The following is a 15,172-nucleotide window of genomic DNA, read 5'->3' as shown; positions in this document are numbered from 1 at the left end:
TTGTACATGCAACAATATTGCGGTTGCAAGTTAATAATGTCACTCAGTTGCATTTGTTTCTATTGTACATCGGCTTGATAATCTGTTAGGTTGGAGGGTTTTGAGAATGTTTAGTTGAGATTATGGGGATGTGGGGATAGAAAGCATTAGATGAGTGCGATTCCGAGCAATGAGAGCCCTGTGGAGTGGAAGAGTTGGCAGGCTGAGATTCCAGCGACTTTGATGTTTATCAAGCGAGGTGGGGAGGTTTTATTGATTGAGAAGCTGACTGGGATTGGTCAGGGGAAGGTGAATGGGCCTGGGGGGAAGATTGATCCAGGCGAGACAGCGGAGGAGGCTATTGTTAGGGAATGTCAGGAGGAATTGCACATCACGCCCAAGGGGGCTGTGAAAATGGGGGAGTTGCATTTTGCGATGTCTGATATTCCGGACATTCACTGTCATGTGTTTATGGCTACTGAGTTCGAGGGGACTCCTACAGCGACACGGGAGGCAAATCCGATGTGGACTGCTATAGAGGCGATTCCTTATGACCGCATGTGGGAGGATGACCGTCATTGGCTGCCTCAGATGTTAGAGGGGCAAGTTTTTACTGGGCGATTTCAGTTTGAGGGGGAGAAGATTGTGTGGATGGATGTGCGTTTTGGTGAATGTGGGCGAGGCCTGTGGTACGGACATTCATAGATAGACAGTGAGGTGATGATTGGAATCACCCTGTTAGATTAGGGGAGATGCTTAAGGTCTTTGGGGGGATTGGAGTTTGGCACATACCCTCTCTCGAGTAGTATTAGACGCATGGAGTGTGGTTAAGTCTTGTGAAGTTTGCGCTACGTTATTTTAGACTAAGTTGGATTAGCTTAAACCATGTCATCGTTGTTATTCTGTAAGCTCATTCCGACCGTTCGTCCATTCCGTTTCACTCATTGATATTAGGGAAGAAAAAAGCTCCAAGGCTTGGAGGCCGAGGAGCTTTTTGGGAGAGGAAATTGGAAGCGTGAGCTTATTTGGCAGGCGCTTTATCGAGGTCGAATGCGGAGTGCACGACGCGGGCTGCGTCTTCGATATCGGTTTCGTCGACGGTGACGGCGATTTTAATTTCGGAGGTTGTGATCATACCGATATTGATACCGGCTTCACCGAGCGCTTCGAACATTTTGGCAGCGACACCTGAGTGTGAGCGCATGCCGATACCGACACAGGAGAGTTTTGCGATGCCGCCTTCGGTTTCAACTTTGGATTGGTCACCGAGTTTTGCGAGCACGGGTTTGAGGGCAGCTTGGGCCTTGCCGAGGTCATTGCTGTGCATCGTGACTGAGTGGCGAGCCATTCCATCGTGCGCGATGTTAGAGATGATCATGTCGATATTGATCTCAGCGTCAGCGAGGGCGGAGAGGATGGATGCTGACATTCCTGGTTCATCGGGAATGCCGGTGATGGTGAGGCGAGCTTGGGAGCGCTCTATTGAGACGCCGCGGATGACTACTGATTCCATATTATCGTGTTCTTCGGTTACAATGGTTCCTGGGTTATCGTTCAAGGATGAGCGGACCTCGAAGATCACGCCATATTTTTTTGCAAATTCAACGGAGCGGGATTGCATGACCTTGGCGCCAGAGGAGGCGAGTTCAAGCATCTCGTCGTAGGAGACTTCTGGCATTTTACGAGCGTCTTTGACGACTCGCGGGTCACAGGTGTAGACGCCATCGACGTCAGTGAGGATTTGGCAGGTATCGGCTTTGATCGCAGCGGCTACAGCGATAGCTGATAGATCGGAGCCCCCTCGGCCGAGTGTGTGGATGAGTCCATCTTCGCGCAGTCCTTGGAAGCCGGCACAGATAACGACTTTACCTTCACTGATGTATTGGTGAATGAGGCTGGGGTCGATGGCGTCGATTTTGCCACGGGTGTGTGAGCCAGTGGTTTTGATACCAGCTTGGCGGCCAGTGACGGAAACGGCCTCGACTCCGAGTTCATGGAGGGCCATGGAAACAAGGGCGATAGATTGTTGTTCCCCTGTGGAGAGGAGGACATCGAGTTCACGCTCAGCGGGGTCTTGAGTCAACTCGTTGGCCATACCGATGAGTTTATCGGTGACGCCACCCATTGCTGAAACTACGGCGACCACCTGGTTGCCTTCATCGCGGAGGCGTTTGATACGGCTAGCCACATTACGAATACGATCGAGTGAGCCTACTGAGGTGCCGCCATATTTTTGGACGATGAGAGCCATGGTACTATACGAGTGATTATCTGTTTAGTTATGCGGCGTGGTGCCGCGTTGGATGGATGGGGTAATTCAGAGCGTCTAGGATGTCTAGTCTAGAAATTAATGGGCGAGTCATGAATTCAGAATGGGAACACCATTTTGAGCCTCAATGGATGAGGGTTTTGTTTGCATGACAGAGATGACGAATTTTGCTGTCGCATTGTCTTGCAATTTTATGAAGTGTTGCTCAGATTTGTTAAATATTAGTCGGATTTGGTAAATTTAAACACCGTGAGCATTATGAAGAAAAAACAATTATTTGGGACTGATGGAATAAGAGGGAGAGCGAACCAATGGCCAATCACGCCAGAAGTGGGGATGCGAATTGGGCGTGCGGTAGCACGCGTGTTGAATGCGCAGATGCCGGGCCAGCACAAAGTAGTGATAGGCAAAGACACGCGCTTGTCTGGGTATATGTTAGAGAATGCCATCACGGCAGGATTGGTATCTGAGGGAGCTCGTGTTTTATTGACTGGGCCGGTACCGACACCTGCGATAGCGTATTTGACGAAGTCGATGGCGTGTGATGCTGGTGTGATGTTGACGGCATCTCACAATCCCTACACGGACAATGGGATTAAGATATTTGGGCCGGATGGGTATAAGTTAAATGATGCGTTGGAGGAGGAGGTTGAGGCGATCATTCTTGAGGCGGAACTGAGTGAGCCTGAGGGGGAGTTAGGGAAGGCCTATCGGATTGAGGATGCGACTGGTCGGTATATTGAGTTTGCGAAGGCATCGATTGGGGCGCGATCATTGAAGGGGTTGAAGATTGTGATCGATTGTGCTCACGGGGCTGGGTATTTTGTGGGGCCGTTGATTTTAGAGGAATTGGGGGCTGAGGTGATTACGAGTGGGGTGCAGCCTGATGGTAAGAATATTAATGAGGGAGTGGGGGCATTACATCCGGATCGGGCGGCGGCTCTGGTGAAGGAGCATGGTGCTGATCTGGGAGTATGTTTGGATGGTGATGCGGACCGGGTCATTTTCATTGATGAATTTGGCAGCGAGGTGTCAGGTGACAAGATTCTGTATCTTTGTGCAAAGGCACTAAAGTCGCAGGGGAGGTTAGAGAATGATACATTGGTAGCCACTGTGATGAGTAACCTCGGGCTAAAGACTGCATTGGCGCGGGAAGGCATTAGCGTAGCAGAGACTGGGGTGGGGGACCGATTAGTGATCGAGTGTATGCGTGATCATGGTTACTCGTTAGGTGGTGAGAACTCGGGGCATATTATTTTTGCTGAGAGTGCGACGACTGGCGATGGTTTGATGTCGGCACTTAAAGTGTTAGAAATTATGCAAGAGGCGGCGATGCCATTGTCGCGTTTGGTGGATGGGATGGATGAGTTCCCTCAGGATTTACGTGGACTTGAAGTACGAGAGAAACCTGAGATTTCTGAGGTTCCGGAATTAGTGGGGGTGATTGATGAGGTGGAGGAGACATTGGGAGAGGATGGACGTGTATTGGTGCGGTATTCTGGAACTGAGAACAAGATTCGGGTTTTAGTGGAGGCGAAGGATGAGGTTATGGCGCGCGAGTCGGCGGACAAGATTTGTGCAGTGGTTGAGTCAAGTATCGGAGTGGGAGCGGGAGCATAGTTGTATGAAAAGAATTGATGCAGAAGTGGTGGGCGATTTTTGGCCTCTCGGAGGGAAGGTTGTGAGTGGTGGTCAATTTGTGGCGGGCAAGACGCTGGAGCAGTGGCAAGCGAAGCTCTGCGTGGAAGGAGCGAGTATGGCAGAAAATGCATGGGTTGGTTCAGAGGATTGGGGGAAGTTGGTTGGAGTTAGTGATGGGGCAGTATTGGTGAACGAAGCGGGTGAGCGACTTGCGTGGACTGGTGATGGGAGTGGCCCCGGTATTCTGGTGGGTGCGTCATCGTTTCTTGTTCTCTATCCGTGGGACATCATCAGGGTCAATGAGCAGATCGTTGGCGGTTTGGAGGAAGAGGTGACGCTTGGGGAGGTGAGTGCAGCAGCCCATATTGAGGGTGTTGTGCATGTGGGCGAGGGTACGAGGATATTACCGGGAGTATTTATTGAGGGTAATGCTGTGATTGGAGCTGGGTGTAAGATCGGTCCTAACTGCTATATCAGAGGGAATACAGCGATTGGGGATGGGGTTCACATTGGGCAGGCGGTAGAAGTGAAGAACTCGGTGATTGGGCATGGTAGCTCAGTTGGTCATTTGAGTTACGTAGGCGACAGTGTGCTTGGAGATAAAGTCAACTTTGGAGCAGCGACGGTGACTTCTAACTTACGGCACGATGGATGTAACCACCGGAGTTTGGTGGCAGGTAGGTTGATGGAAACGGGCAGGAGGAAGTTTGGTACGATTGTTGGTGATGGGGTGCATACAGGCATCCACACAGCGATTTATCCGGGAAGAAAGTTAGGAGCGGGTACGTCAACACGCCCTAACGAGAGTGTAGAGACTGATAAATTAGATTAACTGATAGATAATAAAATGTGTGGAATAGTAGCATACGCAGGAGACAGGGCGGCATCGCCAATATTGATACAGGGGCTAAGAAAGTTAGAATACCGTGGTTATGATTCAGCGGGGATCGCGATTCATCGCGGGAGCAAGATTGAGGTATACAAGCAGGAGGGAAAGGTTGCGAATTTGGTGGAAAGCTTAGGTGATTATCATGGTGACCCAGTACATCGAGGAGCAAAGGTGGGCATTGCACATACGCGTTGGGCAACACATGGACCGCCGACGACTGCGAATGCGCATCCGCATCATGCGGGTGATGGCAGGATAGCTCTGGTTCACAATGGAATTATTGAGAACTACCGAGGGCTAAAAGCGCGTTTAGAGAGTGCTGGGCATCAATTTTCATCAGACACCGACAGTGAGGTACTCGCGCATTTAGTGGATTCGTATTACGACGGGGATCTTCTAAGTGCCTTGTCAGCAGCTTTGAAGGAGGTAGAGGGGACTTACGGCGTGGCGTGTATTTGTTCCGATGAACCACAGAGACTGTTAGTTGCGCGGCGAGGATCTCCTATTGTTATTGGAGTAGGGGATGGTGAGACGATTGTCGCTTCTGATGCTTCGGCGATTATTAATCACACGCGGCAGGTGATTTACTTAGATGATAATGACATTGCATTGATAGATGGTGGGCGGGTTGATATTAGGACCTTGGATGCGGTTCCTGTGCAACGTGACATGGCATCAATTGATTGGTCTGCGGATGCAGTGGAGAAGGGCGGGTATGAGCATTACATGTTGAAGGAAATTTTTGAACAACCCGAAGCGATACGCAATGCCATACGCGGTCGTGTTGATGTGGAGAGGGGGACGGCCATCTTATCTGGTTTAGGTTTGAGTCCTCGTGAGTTGGTGGAGTTTCAACGTTTATTAATCGTGGGATGTGGCACTTCTTTGAATGCTGGTCTTGTGGGTGAGTATGCGGTGGAGGACTTTGCCGCGATGTTAGGTGAGGTTGAGCAAGCAGCGGAGTTTCGCTATCGCAACCCGATTGTGGGAAGTAAGGACTTGGTTGTTGCCGTGAGTCAGTCGGGAGAGACTGCTGATACGCTTGCGGCAGTGAGGGAGGCGATAGATAAGGGTGCGATGGTGGCAGGCTTGGTGAATGTTGTTGGTTCAACGATTGCACGGGAGGCGGGACGCGGGGTTTATCTACATGCTGGGCCGGAAATTAGTGTGGCATCGACAAAAGCATTCACCTGTCAGGTAGCAGTTTTATTATTAGTCGCATTAAAGTTGGCTAGGGGCAGGCGCATGTCGAGAGAGGTGGGAATGGGCATTGCAGGCGAGGTGCTAAGGGTGCCGGAGTTAGTAGAGAAGGTCCTAGAGAGCAATGCAGCGATTGCGGATGTGGCGAGTCACTTTGTGGGGTACGAGCATATGTTTTATATTGGGCGTGGATATTTATTTCCGGTAGCGCTGGAGGGGGCATTGAAGATTAAGGAGATTTCTTACATTCATGCGGAGGCCTACAATGCAGCTGAGCTAAAGCACGGGCCGATCGCCTTGTTAGATGAAAAGATGCCAGTGGTAGCTTTGCTGAACCGTGGACCGGGTCAGGAGAAGACGGTAGGAAATGTGGAGGAATGTCGTGCACGTAAGGCGCCGGTCTTGGGGGTGATTACTGAGGGGGATGCCGAGGCGAAGGCAGCATGTGACAGGGTGATTGAGGTGCCTGAGTGTTCACATTACATTGCCACGATAGTGAGTACGGTGGCTCTACAATTATTTGCTTATCATGTGGCAAGGTTACGAGGGTGTGCGATCGATCAGCCGAGGAATTTAGCGAAGAGCGTGACGGTCGAGTGAGTGCCAGTGAGTGCCAGTGAGTGGGGGGTAAATGGGCGCTAGAGAAAGGCAAGCAACCGTTAGTCGGGTTGGGTGATGCGTTGTAGTCTAGGCTCATGACGCGTAAGGGAAATTTGATCTTATATGGGACACAGACTGGGACAGCAGAGGACTTGGGGGGAGAGCTGCAAGAAGCGCTTGAAGAAATGGGGGTGAAGGCAGGCTGTGAGAATGTGTTTGATATTGAGATGTCACGTCTGAGTGAAGTCGAGCGGGTTTTTGTCTTGATCAGCACGTGGGGGGATGGAGATCCACCTGATGATGCGGAGGGTTTTTGTGAGTGGTTAGAGGAATGTGATAGTGGGGCGCTTAATGGCTTGGAGTATGGGGTTTTTGGATTGGGAGATAGTGGCTACGAGCAATTTTGTGAATGTGGGAAGTTTGTGGATGCCAAGATGGAAGCAGCAGGGGGGCGGCGGATTCTTGAACGGGTGGATTGTGATATAGATATTGATGGGCCCTTTGCGGCTTGGCTTGAGTTGGTAAAGCAAAGTTTCGGCGTTCCAGCTATTTCATAGATCACCCATTGTTATTCATACAGCACTGGTCAGTATAGGTGAGTCGATGGCCCTGGGGTGACCCGGGGCCATTTTTTATGAGGTATCTGAGACCATCTCTCGACTCGGAATAGACGAATGGAGTGTGGTTGAGTCTTGTGAAGTTTGCGCTTCGCGATTTTAGAGTAAATCGGATTCTCTTACAGAATGTCATCGTTGTCATTCAGTTGTCCTGCGCGTGCGGGAGGCCTTCACTCCGCCTTGATATTCTGCAAGCTCATTCCGACCATTCGTCCATTCCGTTTCGCTCAATGGCATTAGTTGACAGCAGGTCTGGTAAGAAGTCGGCTCCAGAGGTAGAAGTGTTCGGTGCCACCCACGCTGAGGGACAGGATTTCTTTGCCGTATGCATTATAGGCGATGAGTTCGCTCTGGTGGAGGTTTTCGGAAGTGGTGATTTGAGCGCGCAGGTTGTAGACTTGGGTCATATCGATGGCAAATTGTGCTTCTGGGGAGTGGAGGTAGAGGTGTCCCCAGTGGTGAGAAAAGGAAAGGATTGATGAGGCTTGTAGTGAATGAGTCGACAAGCCCGAGTGCTTGATCTGCACTTCCTGAGGGAAGGTGCATTGGGAGATTATATGAAAGAGGGGGTGAAGTTTGCTATTGCGCCTGATGTCATCTCTTTTTCCTGCGCAGCAGGGGCAGCAAGGGGCGTATCTGTCCTGAATGCATGGAAATTGACTGATGGGGGTGGATTGGGTGACAGTGGAAACTAAGGTGCTGAGAACGTTTTTGTTTGTTGGGGAGTCATCGAAGGCAATGGATAGGGCTTCAGGGCTCGAAGGGTGGCGCAACTCGATTGAGAAGTCTCTGTGGCAGCAGGTGCCGGATTGGAGTGATAGAGTATCGAGTGTTTTGGGTTGAAAGCTGATTCCAGCCTCTGGGACTGTTAGGATGGAGTCGAGCTTGGTGAGTGAGAGTTGGGAGACTGTTCTAGAGCTCATTATTCCATTAGAGTGGAGCATGAGGGTGATGTCGTGGAGTTGATTGAGTCGTTCCAACAATGGTGTACTCAGCGTGGGGAGCTGCCAGATTTCGTCATGGAGCAGGGACTTAAGAGTAGAGCATTTCATAGGGATACAGAGATTTGTGTTAAGCGACGAGTTTGAGGCAGGCCTGAGGGAGGTGATTTGGGTTGTAGAAGGTGGTGTGAAGTTCGGAGCCTCGTTTGATGGATTGGTGGTAGGAGATTGAGTGAGGGTGGAGGTCGATCTGCGTGTTGTGATAGCAATGAAGAGTGACGCGGTCGGGGTTGAGTGTGAGGTCAGCGGCTTTGAGGCGTTTGCTTACGATTCCACCTTCAGTGAAGAGGTCGATAGAGAAACCTGATTTTTGGTTTGCTCGGTTGAGGGTGAGCTCGCAGATATGTGCGAGTGATTGGACAGGAATTGGAGGGGTAGCTTGAGGGCTGGCTTTCTCTTTAGTGTGATTAGGTTCGGCGCGTGCAAAGAGTTGAAGAAGGCAGCGCAGGCAATCGTCCTGTTGGTTTTCTAGTAACCGAATACTATGAAAGAGAGCGTGTTTAGAGGAGAGGAAGGCGAACTCTGTGCCAAGGCCGAGGGGGGACTTGGGTTGGGTGACCCAGCCATGCTGCCAGTTGAGGAAGTTCCAGAGTGTGGAGCCGTCAATGCTTTCGCTTTTATCTTCGAGTGAAGAGGTAATGTGGCGAGGGTATTTACCGACTTCGGTGATTTGGGCGATGGCGTTAGTGTATCGGGCTTCGACAACACCGAGGCTGTGGAGGCGGTGGACAATGCGGGACCACGAGGGGTTGAGAACACTGGCTTTGATCATGCTGTGACTCAATCAGCATGAGCGCGTGTGGGCTAACGTCTGAATACCTTTGATTAGCGGTTGTTTGATTTCGCTTGGAGAGGAAGGGTGGATTTATACCGTCTCTCGACTCGGAATAGTACTATTTGAGGGAAGCAGTTTTGCGTGTGGCTGCTTGTTTACGTTTTTTGAGCATTTTCTTTTTGGCCTTATCGGACATGAGGTTACAGCCGCAGCTGCCACAGCAAGCAGAGCTTTTGAGTGAGCGATAGATTTTCCAAGCAAGGAAGAGGAGCGCAGCAGCGACGAAGCTGAGGGCTAGTATGGTCTGGGTACTTGGCATGGATAGGCGATGGTTGGTGGCGGCCTTTCGCCCGCGAACGTAATGTTTGTGGGGGAGCGATCGGGGCTAGGGTTGGCCGCACTAGAAGCCTAATAAACTACCGATTTGGAATACTGCAAGTGCAGCAAGGTAGGCAAAGAGTGACATGCCGGCCAGCTGGCCGATGGCCCATTTATAGGAATTGGTTTCTCGTGCTACTACGGCTGAGGTCGGGAGGCATTGCAGGGCGTAGATGAAGAAGACGAGTAGGCTCAGGAGGGTGAGTGGGGTGTAGATTTTTCTGCCATCTGGCCAAGTGGCTGCGGCGAGTTCTTCCCGCAGCAGGAGGTCTTGTTCATCTTCATCGGCATCTTCACTGATGCTGTAGGAGATTTTAAGTGAGGAGACAAAGACTTCACGTGCTGCGAATGAGGTGAGCACAGATGTTGCGGTGCGCCAGTCGTAGCCGAGAGGCTTGAAAACAGGCTCGATCGTGTGGCCAATCTGGCCCATGAAGGATTGCTCAAGAGCCAACGCTGGGTCCTCGGCAGCAGGGGAGTTTTCTTCTGGTTTTGGGTAGGTTTGGAGTGCCCAGAGGATGATGGAGAGTGCGAGGATGATGGTGCCGGCACGCTTAAGGAAGGCCCACGCGCGGTCCCAAATGTGGCGGGCGAGGTACTTCAGTTGTGGGAGGCGGTAGGGGGGGAGTTCCAGCATAAAGTGGCTGGGCGTTTCATCTTCAGCGAGGCGACCTTTGAGGATACGGGCAGCGATGAGTGCGGTGATGATGCCAGTAGCGTAGATCGCCAGCATGACGGCGGCTTGTTTGAGTGAGTCCGCCTGAGGAAGCAGCATGGCGATCAGCAGGGTGTATACAGGAAGGCGAGCTGAGCATGACATCCACGGAGCTATGAGAATGGTGATGAGGCGTTCTTTTGCGCTATCGACGGTGCGGGCGGCCATGATTCCGGGGATGGCGCAGGCATGTGAGGAAAGTAGTGGGAGGAACGCCTTGCCTGACAGACCGACTAGGTTCATGACCCGGTCCATGAGGAAGGCTGCACGTGCCATATAGCCACTTGCTTCCATCAGGGCGATGAAGAAGAAGAGCAAGACGATTTGGGGGAGGAAGATGACGGTACCTCCGATTCCTGCGATGACGCCATCGACGATGAGGTTGTTGAAGTCACCATCGGGAAGTTGAGTGGTGGTCCATTCACCGAGAGAGCCGAATGTCTCATCGATAAAGTCCATAGGGTAGGAGGAGAGTGAGAATATGGTCCAGAAAATCCCGAGCATGATACCGATGAGGGCAACCCAACCGGTGAAGGGGTGGAGTAAAAAGCTATCGATCTTATCAGTGAGGGTAAGGGTGCCATCGTTTTCGCGGCGTGCGGCTTCACCGCAGACTTCTTTAATAAAGGCGGTGCGTGCGGCGAGGCGTTCCTGATCAGAGCCGGTGGTTTTCCATTTCGGTGGGGCAACGCTTGGGAAGGGGTGACGCAGTGCTTGTTTGAGTTCTACAATGCCCTTGTTTTTGTTGGCTTGGATGGGAACGACTGGGACGCCGAGTTCTTCTGAGAGAATGGTTGGGTCGAGGTGAATACCGCGTGATTCAGCGAGGTCGACCATATTGAGAGCGACGACGACTGGGTGGCCGAGCTCGATGACTTCCATGGCAAGTTGGAGGTGACGCTCGAGTGCTGAGGCGTCTAGGACACAGACAGTGATGTCTGGGCGTTGTTCGTTTTCTTGCTGGCCAGAGAGGACGTCGTGAGTGACTTTTTCGTCAGGTGACTGGGGGGAGAGGCTGTAGCAGCCGGGAAGGTCGATGAGATCGATTTTGCGTCCTTGAGGGGAGCGAAAGCTACCGGACTTTCTAGAAACTGTAACGCCTGAGTAATTGCCGACTTTCTGGTTTTCGCCAGTAAGTGCGTTGAAGAGGGTTGTTTTTCCTGCGTTAGGATTGCCGACGAGTGCAACAGTGTGTTGCTCAGACCCTGATGACATTTGTTGAGTAGGTAAAGTTAGACTGGGCAGACGAGAATTTGATCCGCGAGTTTTTTATTCAGCGCTAATTTAGTGCCGCAGACAGTGCAGAGCATGTTGCGGCCATTGCTTAGCTTTTTGACCTCCATGGATTCACAAAAACCCATGCTACGTAAGCGGTCACACGCGGAGCCTTGAATGGAATCAATCCGAACTGAACAACCAACGCTTGCCTGGGCCAGTGTCATAGCACTGTCAGATTTGATGTCGGTGGCGCGTCGGAAGAAATTCATCTAAGAGAGAGATAGTGCAGTTGAGAATCGTTTGCAATAAGAAAAATATGCTTGGGCGGCAAAGCTTAGAGGAATCTTGTTAGGGAAGGGGGGGAAGTGGGGGAACCATAGGCTCACTGACTGATCGGTGAGCCTATGGGTATTACATTTCCCACTGAGGTGGCGTTCACCTTGATTGGGTGCTACTGCTTGAAATGTATGGAAGCAGAGCGGGTCTTCTGTGCACCTAGCATGGGAGGAATGCGATGGTGTGATTGTGGCATTAGTGCCAGAAAGGAAAGTTCTCGTAAAGGGTGAGCTCGGTGTTGGAAATACTTTAGGCGGTATGGACTTTGGAAGTAATTTCCGACGGGGGGAGGCAGCCACTGGGACTACCTCCCCTGGGTTTTTCATCGTGTAGTCGTCTCGGCTCTCTCAAAAACAGAGACGAACGAGTGAAGGCCAAGCAATACAATCTGAATTAGCAGGTCAAGTTAGGAATTGGGTTGGATGTGGGCTTGTGCTAATTTCGTCACAATTTCTTAAGGTGTTGGTATAGAGTGCTATCTGTTAGTCTGTGGGGTGTTTGAGAGTGAGTGGGTGGTGTGAGGGTGGTGTGAGGGTGGTGTGAGGGTGGTGTGAGGGTGGGAGGGGTGAAAGAAAATGGGTGAAATAGGGGGGGAGTCGTGATGGTATTGTGGGGATGAAGTTAAGGCATATGTTATTGGGAATGCTGTTTCCATTGGTAGTGATTGGGGCTGAGAAGCCGACGACGACGGCGCAGAAGCATGTGTGGGTGGATTTGATGGAAGCTGGGGAGGGGGCTTTGGGATTGAAACATTGGAGGCAAGTGAATGTGGCTGACAGTACCTTTCGTCTCGAGGCGGAAGGCGGTGGGGTGATTGTCTGCACAGGAAAGCCGACAGGGGTGATTCGCTCGGCTGAGGTGTATGAGAATTTTTTAGTTGAGTTTGAGTGGCGGCACATGGAGCGGGATGGGATGCGAGCGAATGCTGGTTTTTTTGTTTGGAGTGATGGTTTACCGGCAGTGGGGATTCCGTTTAGTCGGAGTATAGAGATTCAGGTGGCAAACTTTGACAGGGATACGGCAAACTTTACTCGGCACGGGGATATTTTTCCTATTCACGGATCGAGAATGACACCCGATCCGAGGTTTGCGGCCCGTGGTCAGCGGAGTTTGCCATTAGAATTTCGGGCGCATGGAACAGCTGAATGGAACCATTATCGCATTTTGTGTGTGGATGGGGTGATTCAGCTTGAGGTGAATGGGAAGTTGGTCAGTGGTGGTTACCACATCAATCCTCGTAAGGGGCATTTGATGATTGAAAGTGAGGGGGGGGAGGTGCATTTCAGGAAGATGCGTGTTCTGGCTCTCAAGTCCAGTGAGGCAGCGCTCGGAGAGTCACAGGTGGCCCGGGTGGTGGCGAGTGGTACTCAGGTTAGAGCGCTCTATAATGGACTTGATCTCGATGGGTGGAAAGTTTCTGAAGGTGGGGGATTCAAAGTCGCAGACTGGAAGCTTCAGGCGACGAAAGGGGTACTTTCAAAGGCAGTTCCTGAAAGAGGAGTGATTCAACTCGATTTTGTGAATCCTGAGCCAATGGAGGCATTGCCGGTTCGCCTGGGAGGAAAGGGGCTAGATATCCCTATTAAGAAGGGGGGGCATCGCTTAGAGGTGAATCTTGGTTCCGGAGCTGCAGTGCTCGATGGTCAGGCGATTGGTCAATTGGGTCGAGGTGGGGATCTGGAGTTACTGGAGCTTGGAAAGCGTGGGTACTTCAGCAATGTTTTACATATTGTGAAATAGGAGGGTAGCATAGCGGAGAGAGCTGGGTGGGGATAATCAATAACTAAGGGTGTCAATCGGAATTGTTAAATAAATTCTAAAAAACCTCTTTTCTAATGATTGCCGATGGCGTAGACAGCATGCACCGCTCGATTTGAGTGTCACTATTTCAACAAAATCAGACTTATGAATATTCAACCAAAAGTGAAGCCGGTCCTCGATGAGGGATTTGTTCCTGCGGTTCTTTGGAACGCTGAATACCGCAAGCTCGTAGCTGCTGACGCAGGTGCGCACGATGTAAAGATTGCATTAACACGCCTTGATGGAACTGTTTTCCGCAAGGACGTGAAGGTACTCACGCACGAAGGTGAGAATGTGGCACTCAACGTCAAGTATGTAGAGCGTTTGGTAAAATTCATGCTTTGGGGCATGGGTGGATGTACTGTGATCATTGCAGGCAACGACGAGATTGCGAAGGCGCTTGGTGAGATCTACTCTGAGAATGGTGAGCGCAGCTTTGACTGGGACATCGTAGGTAAGGGGATGTTCAGCCAGAACATTGAAGTGAAGGCAGTATCTCTTGATGAGGTACCTGAGCAGAACAGCCCAGCTGACGCGATTGGACGCAACCTTGATGGTAACCGCATTGGTTTTGACCTTGGTGGTTCTGACCGTAAGTGTGCAGCTTTGATCGACGGTGAAGTCGTATTCTCCACAGAAGTACCTTGGGATCCGTATTTCCAGGAAGACCCATCCTACCAGTACGAAGGCATTATTGATTCTCTTAAACTTGCAGCTGAGCACCTTCCTTCAGTGGATGCAATCGGTGGTTCCTCCGCAGGTGTCTACATCAACAATGAAGTGCGTATTGCTTCACTTTTCCGCGGCATCAAGGACCAGGATGTTTTCCAGAAGACAGTGGTTCCAATGTTCAAGGACATTTTTGCCGCTGAATACCCAGGTGTTCCATTTGAGGTGATCAACGACGGTGAAGTGACCGCTCTTGCAGGTTCCATCACAATGAACACCAACTCTGTTCTTGGTATTGCAATGGGTACATCTGAGGCAGTTGGCTATGTTGACCCACAAGGCAACGTTACTACGCAGATCAATGAGCTTGCATTTGCACCTGTTGATTACCGTGATGACGCACCTGTAGACGAGTGGTCAGGTGACATTGGTTGTGGTGTACAGATTTTCTGTCAGCAAGGTGTGGCACGTCTTGCACCAGCAGCTGGTCTCAACTACGGCGACATGCCATTCCCTGAACAGCTTGTAGAAGTTCAGAAGGAAATGGAAAAAGGTTCTGAAGCTGCAGCAAAGATTTACGAGACCATCGGCACTTGCTTTGGTTACGCGATTGCTCACTACGCTGAGTTCTATCACATTGAGACACTCATCATCATGGGTCGCGTGACTACTGGTGAAGGTGGTCAGATCATGATCGACAAGGCTCGTGAAGTTCTCGAGCTTGAGTTCCCTGAACTTGCGAAGCAAATCAACATCACTCAGCCAGATGAGAAGATGAAGCGTCACGGCCAGGCTGTGGCAGCAGCTTCTCTTCCAGCACTCGCTAAGGCGTAATTGCTGAGTTTTGCTGGGGTGACCCGGCACCAAATGACTTTTGTCCAAATCCCGTCAGTGGCTCCGGCTCTGGCGGGTTTTTTTATGGTTTGGGGCTGGGCTGTGTAGGCCTTTTTGAAGTTTCAGGTAAGAGGTGTCCGTGATGATGGTTGATAGGCCTGGCGATGGCTTTTTAGGGGGGAGATATATCGAGTTATCTGGTCGCTTGGGGGCAAGCGACCCTGACGAAGGTGGGTGAAGCTTATTGGTTT

At 51.0% G+C, this 15,172-nt stretch carries 13 protein-coding genes; 7 read left to right on the top strand and 6 right to left on the bottom strand.

The window, feature by feature from the left end; translation table 11 throughout:
- Window positions 1-150: 150 nt before the first annotated feature.
- On the top strand, window positions 151-684 hold the full coding sequence (locus ACFSW8_RS08080; RefSeq protein WP_377089317.1) for an 8-oxo-dGTP diphosphatase: 534 nt from the start codon (window positions 151-153) through the stop codon (window positions 682-684).
- A 316-nt stretch (window positions 685-1,000) separates the two neighbouring features.
- On the opposite strand, the gene ACFSW8_RS08075 is transcribed toward ACFSW8_RS08080, so the two are convergent.
- Window positions 1,001-2,230 (bottom strand): aspartate kinase, encoded by a 1,230-nt coding sequence (locus ACFSW8_RS08075; protein WP_377089318.1) that lies wholly within the window; start codon window positions 2,228-2,230, stop codon window positions 1,001-1,003.
- 276 nt (window positions 2,231-2,506) lie between these two features.
- On the opposite strand from ACFSW8_RS08075, the gene glmM reads away from it, so the two are divergent.
- The 4 genes from glmM (at window position 2,507) to ACFSW8_RS08055 (ending at window position 7,135) form a co-directional block, all read left to right on the top strand.
- Window positions 2,507-3,868 (top strand): phosphoglucosamine mutase, encoded by a 1,362-nt coding sequence (glmM, locus tag ACFSW8_RS08070; RefSeq protein ID WP_377091475.1) that lies wholly within the window; start codon window positions 2,507-2,509, stop codon window positions 3,866-3,868.
- 4 nt (window positions 3,869-3,872) lie between these two features.
- On the top strand, window positions 3,873-4,721 hold the full coding sequence (locus ACFSW8_RS08065; protein ID WP_377177913.1) for a hypothetical protein: 849 nt from the start codon (window positions 3,873-3,875) through the stop codon (window positions 4,719-4,721).
- Between the two features lie 15 nt (window positions 4,722-4,736).
- Complete coding sequence (gene glmS, locus ACFSW8_RS08060; RefSeq protein WP_377089320.1) at window positions 4,737-6,578, top strand: glutamine--fructose-6-phosphate transaminase (isomerizing); 1,842 nt, start codon at window positions 4,737-4,739, stop codon at window positions 6,576-6,578.
- Window positions 6,579-6,673: 95 nt separating this feature from the next.
- Window positions 6,674-7,135 carry a flavodoxin domain-containing protein gene (locus ACFSW8_RS08055; RefSeq protein WP_377089321.1) on the top strand — a complete coding sequence of 154 codons (462 nt, stop codon included), beginning with the start codon at window positions 6,674-6,676 and terminating at the stop codon, window positions 7,133-7,135.
- A 296-nt stretch (window positions 7,136-7,431) separates the two neighbouring features.
- Here ACFSW8_RS08055 and ACFSW8_RS08050 read toward each other — a convergent pair whose 3' ends face one another.
- The 5 genes from ACFSW8_RS08050 to ACFSW8_RS08030 form a co-directional block, all read right to left on the bottom strand.
- Window positions 7,432-8,247 (bottom strand): hypothetical protein, encoded by an 816-nt coding sequence (locus ACFSW8_RS08050; RefSeq protein ID WP_377089323.1) that lies wholly within the window; start codon window positions 8,245-8,247, stop codon window positions 7,432-7,434.
- 19 nt (window positions 8,248-8,266) lie between these two features.
- Complete coding sequence (locus ACFSW8_RS08045; RefSeq protein WP_377089324.1) at window positions 8,267-8,968, bottom strand: hypothetical protein; 702 nt, start codon at window positions 8,966-8,968, stop codon at window positions 8,267-8,269.
- A gap of 121 nt (window positions 8,969-9,089) precedes the next feature.
- Window positions 9,090-9,290, bottom strand: coding sequence for a FeoB-associated Cys-rich membrane protein (locus ACFSW8_RS08040; RefSeq protein WP_377089325.1), 201 nt, complete (start codon window positions 9,288-9,290; stop codon window positions 9,090-9,092).
- A gap of 81 nt (window positions 9,291-9,371) precedes the next feature.
- Window positions 9,372-11,279 (bottom strand): ferrous iron transport protein B, encoded by a 1,908-nt coding sequence (feoB, locus tag ACFSW8_RS08035; protein WP_377089326.1) that lies wholly within the window; start codon window positions 11,277-11,279, stop codon window positions 9,372-9,374.
- Window positions 11,280-11,296: 17 nt separating this feature from the next.
- On the bottom strand, window positions 11,297-11,551 hold the full coding sequence (locus ACFSW8_RS08030) for a FeoA family protein (RefSeq protein ID WP_377089327.1): 255 nt from the start codon (window positions 11,549-11,551) through the stop codon (window positions 11,297-11,299).
- A 682-nt stretch (window positions 11,552-12,233) separates the two neighbouring features.
- Between ACFSW8_RS08030 and ACFSW8_RS08025 the strand changes: the two genes are divergently transcribed.
- Both ACFSW8_RS08025 and ACFSW8_RS08020 read left to right on the top strand, forming a co-directional pair.
- Window positions 12,234-13,358: a 3-keto-disaccharide hydrolase gene (locus tag ACFSW8_RS08025; protein WP_377177911.1), complete on the top strand. Its 1,125-nt coding sequence runs from the start codon at window positions 12,234-12,236 to the stop codon at window positions 13,356-13,358.
- A 165-nt stretch (window positions 13,359-13,523) separates the two neighbouring features.
- A complete protein-coding gene (locus tag ACFSW8_RS08020; RefSeq protein ID WP_377089331.1) occupies window positions 13,524-14,921 on the top strand; it encodes an ROK family protein in 1,398 nt (465 codons plus the stop codon).
- Window positions 14,922-15,172: the final 251 nt, after the last annotated feature.

The sequence above is a fragment of the Rubritalea tangerina genome (assembly GCF_042683245.1).
GTDB lineage: Bacteria > Verrucomicrobiota > Verrucomicrobiia > Verrucomicrobiales > Akkermansiaceae > Rubritalea > Rubritalea tangerina.
Note: the sequence above shows the minus strand (reverse complement) of the source record. Positions and strands in the feature narration are given on the sequence as shown.

Bases quoted from the DNA above. Each gene is read 5' to 3' on its own strand.
- ACFSW8_RS08080 (WP_377089317.1), top strand. From the start codon at position 151: ATGAGTGCGATTCCGAGCAATGAGAGCCCTGTGGAGTGGAAGAGTTGG.
- ACFSW8_RS08075 (WP_377089318.1), bottom strand. From the start codon at position 2,230: ATGGCTCTCATCGTCCAAAAATATGGCGGCACCTCAGTAGGCTCACTC.
- glmM (WP_377091475.1), top strand. From the start codon at position 2,507: ATGAAGAAAAAACAATTATTTGGGACTGATGGAATAAGAGGGAGAGCG.
- ACFSW8_RS08065 (WP_377177913.1), top strand. From the start codon at position 3,873: ATGAAAAGAATTGATGCAGAAGTGGTGGGCGATTTTTGGCCTCTCGGA.
- glmS (WP_377089320.1), top strand. From the start codon at position 4,737: ATGTGTGGAATAGTAGCATACGCAGGAGACAGGGCGGCATCGCCAATA.
- ACFSW8_RS08055 (WP_377089321.1), top strand. From the start codon at position 6,674: ATGACGCGTAAGGGAAATTTGATCTTATATGGGACACAGACTGGGACA.
- ACFSW8_RS08050 (WP_377089323.1), bottom strand. From the start codon at position 8,247: ATGAAATGCTCTACTCTTAAGTCCCTGCTCCATGACGAAATCTGGCAG.
- ACFSW8_RS08045 (WP_377089324.1), bottom strand. From the start codon at position 8,968: ATGATCAAAGCCAGTGTTCTCAACCCCTCGTGGTCCCGCATTGTCCAC.
- ACFSW8_RS08040 (WP_377089325.1), bottom strand. From the start codon at position 9,290: ATGCCAAGTACCCAGACCATACTAGCCCTCAGCTTCGTCGCTGCTGCG.
- feoB (WP_377089326.1), bottom strand. From the start codon at position 11,279: ATGTCATCAGGGTCTGAGCAACACACTGTTGCACTCGTCGGCAATCCT.
- ACFSW8_RS08030 (WP_377089327.1), bottom strand. From the start codon at position 11,551: ATGAATTTCTTCCGACGCGCCACCGACATCAAATCTGACAGTGCTATG.
- ACFSW8_RS08025 (WP_377177911.1), top strand. From the start codon at position 12,234: ATGAAGTTAAGGCATATGTTATTGGGAATGCTGTTTCCATTGGTAGTG.
- ACFSW8_RS08020 (WP_377089331.1), top strand. From the start codon at position 13,524: ATGAATATTCAACCAAAAGTGAAGCCGGTCCTCGATGAGGGATTTGTT.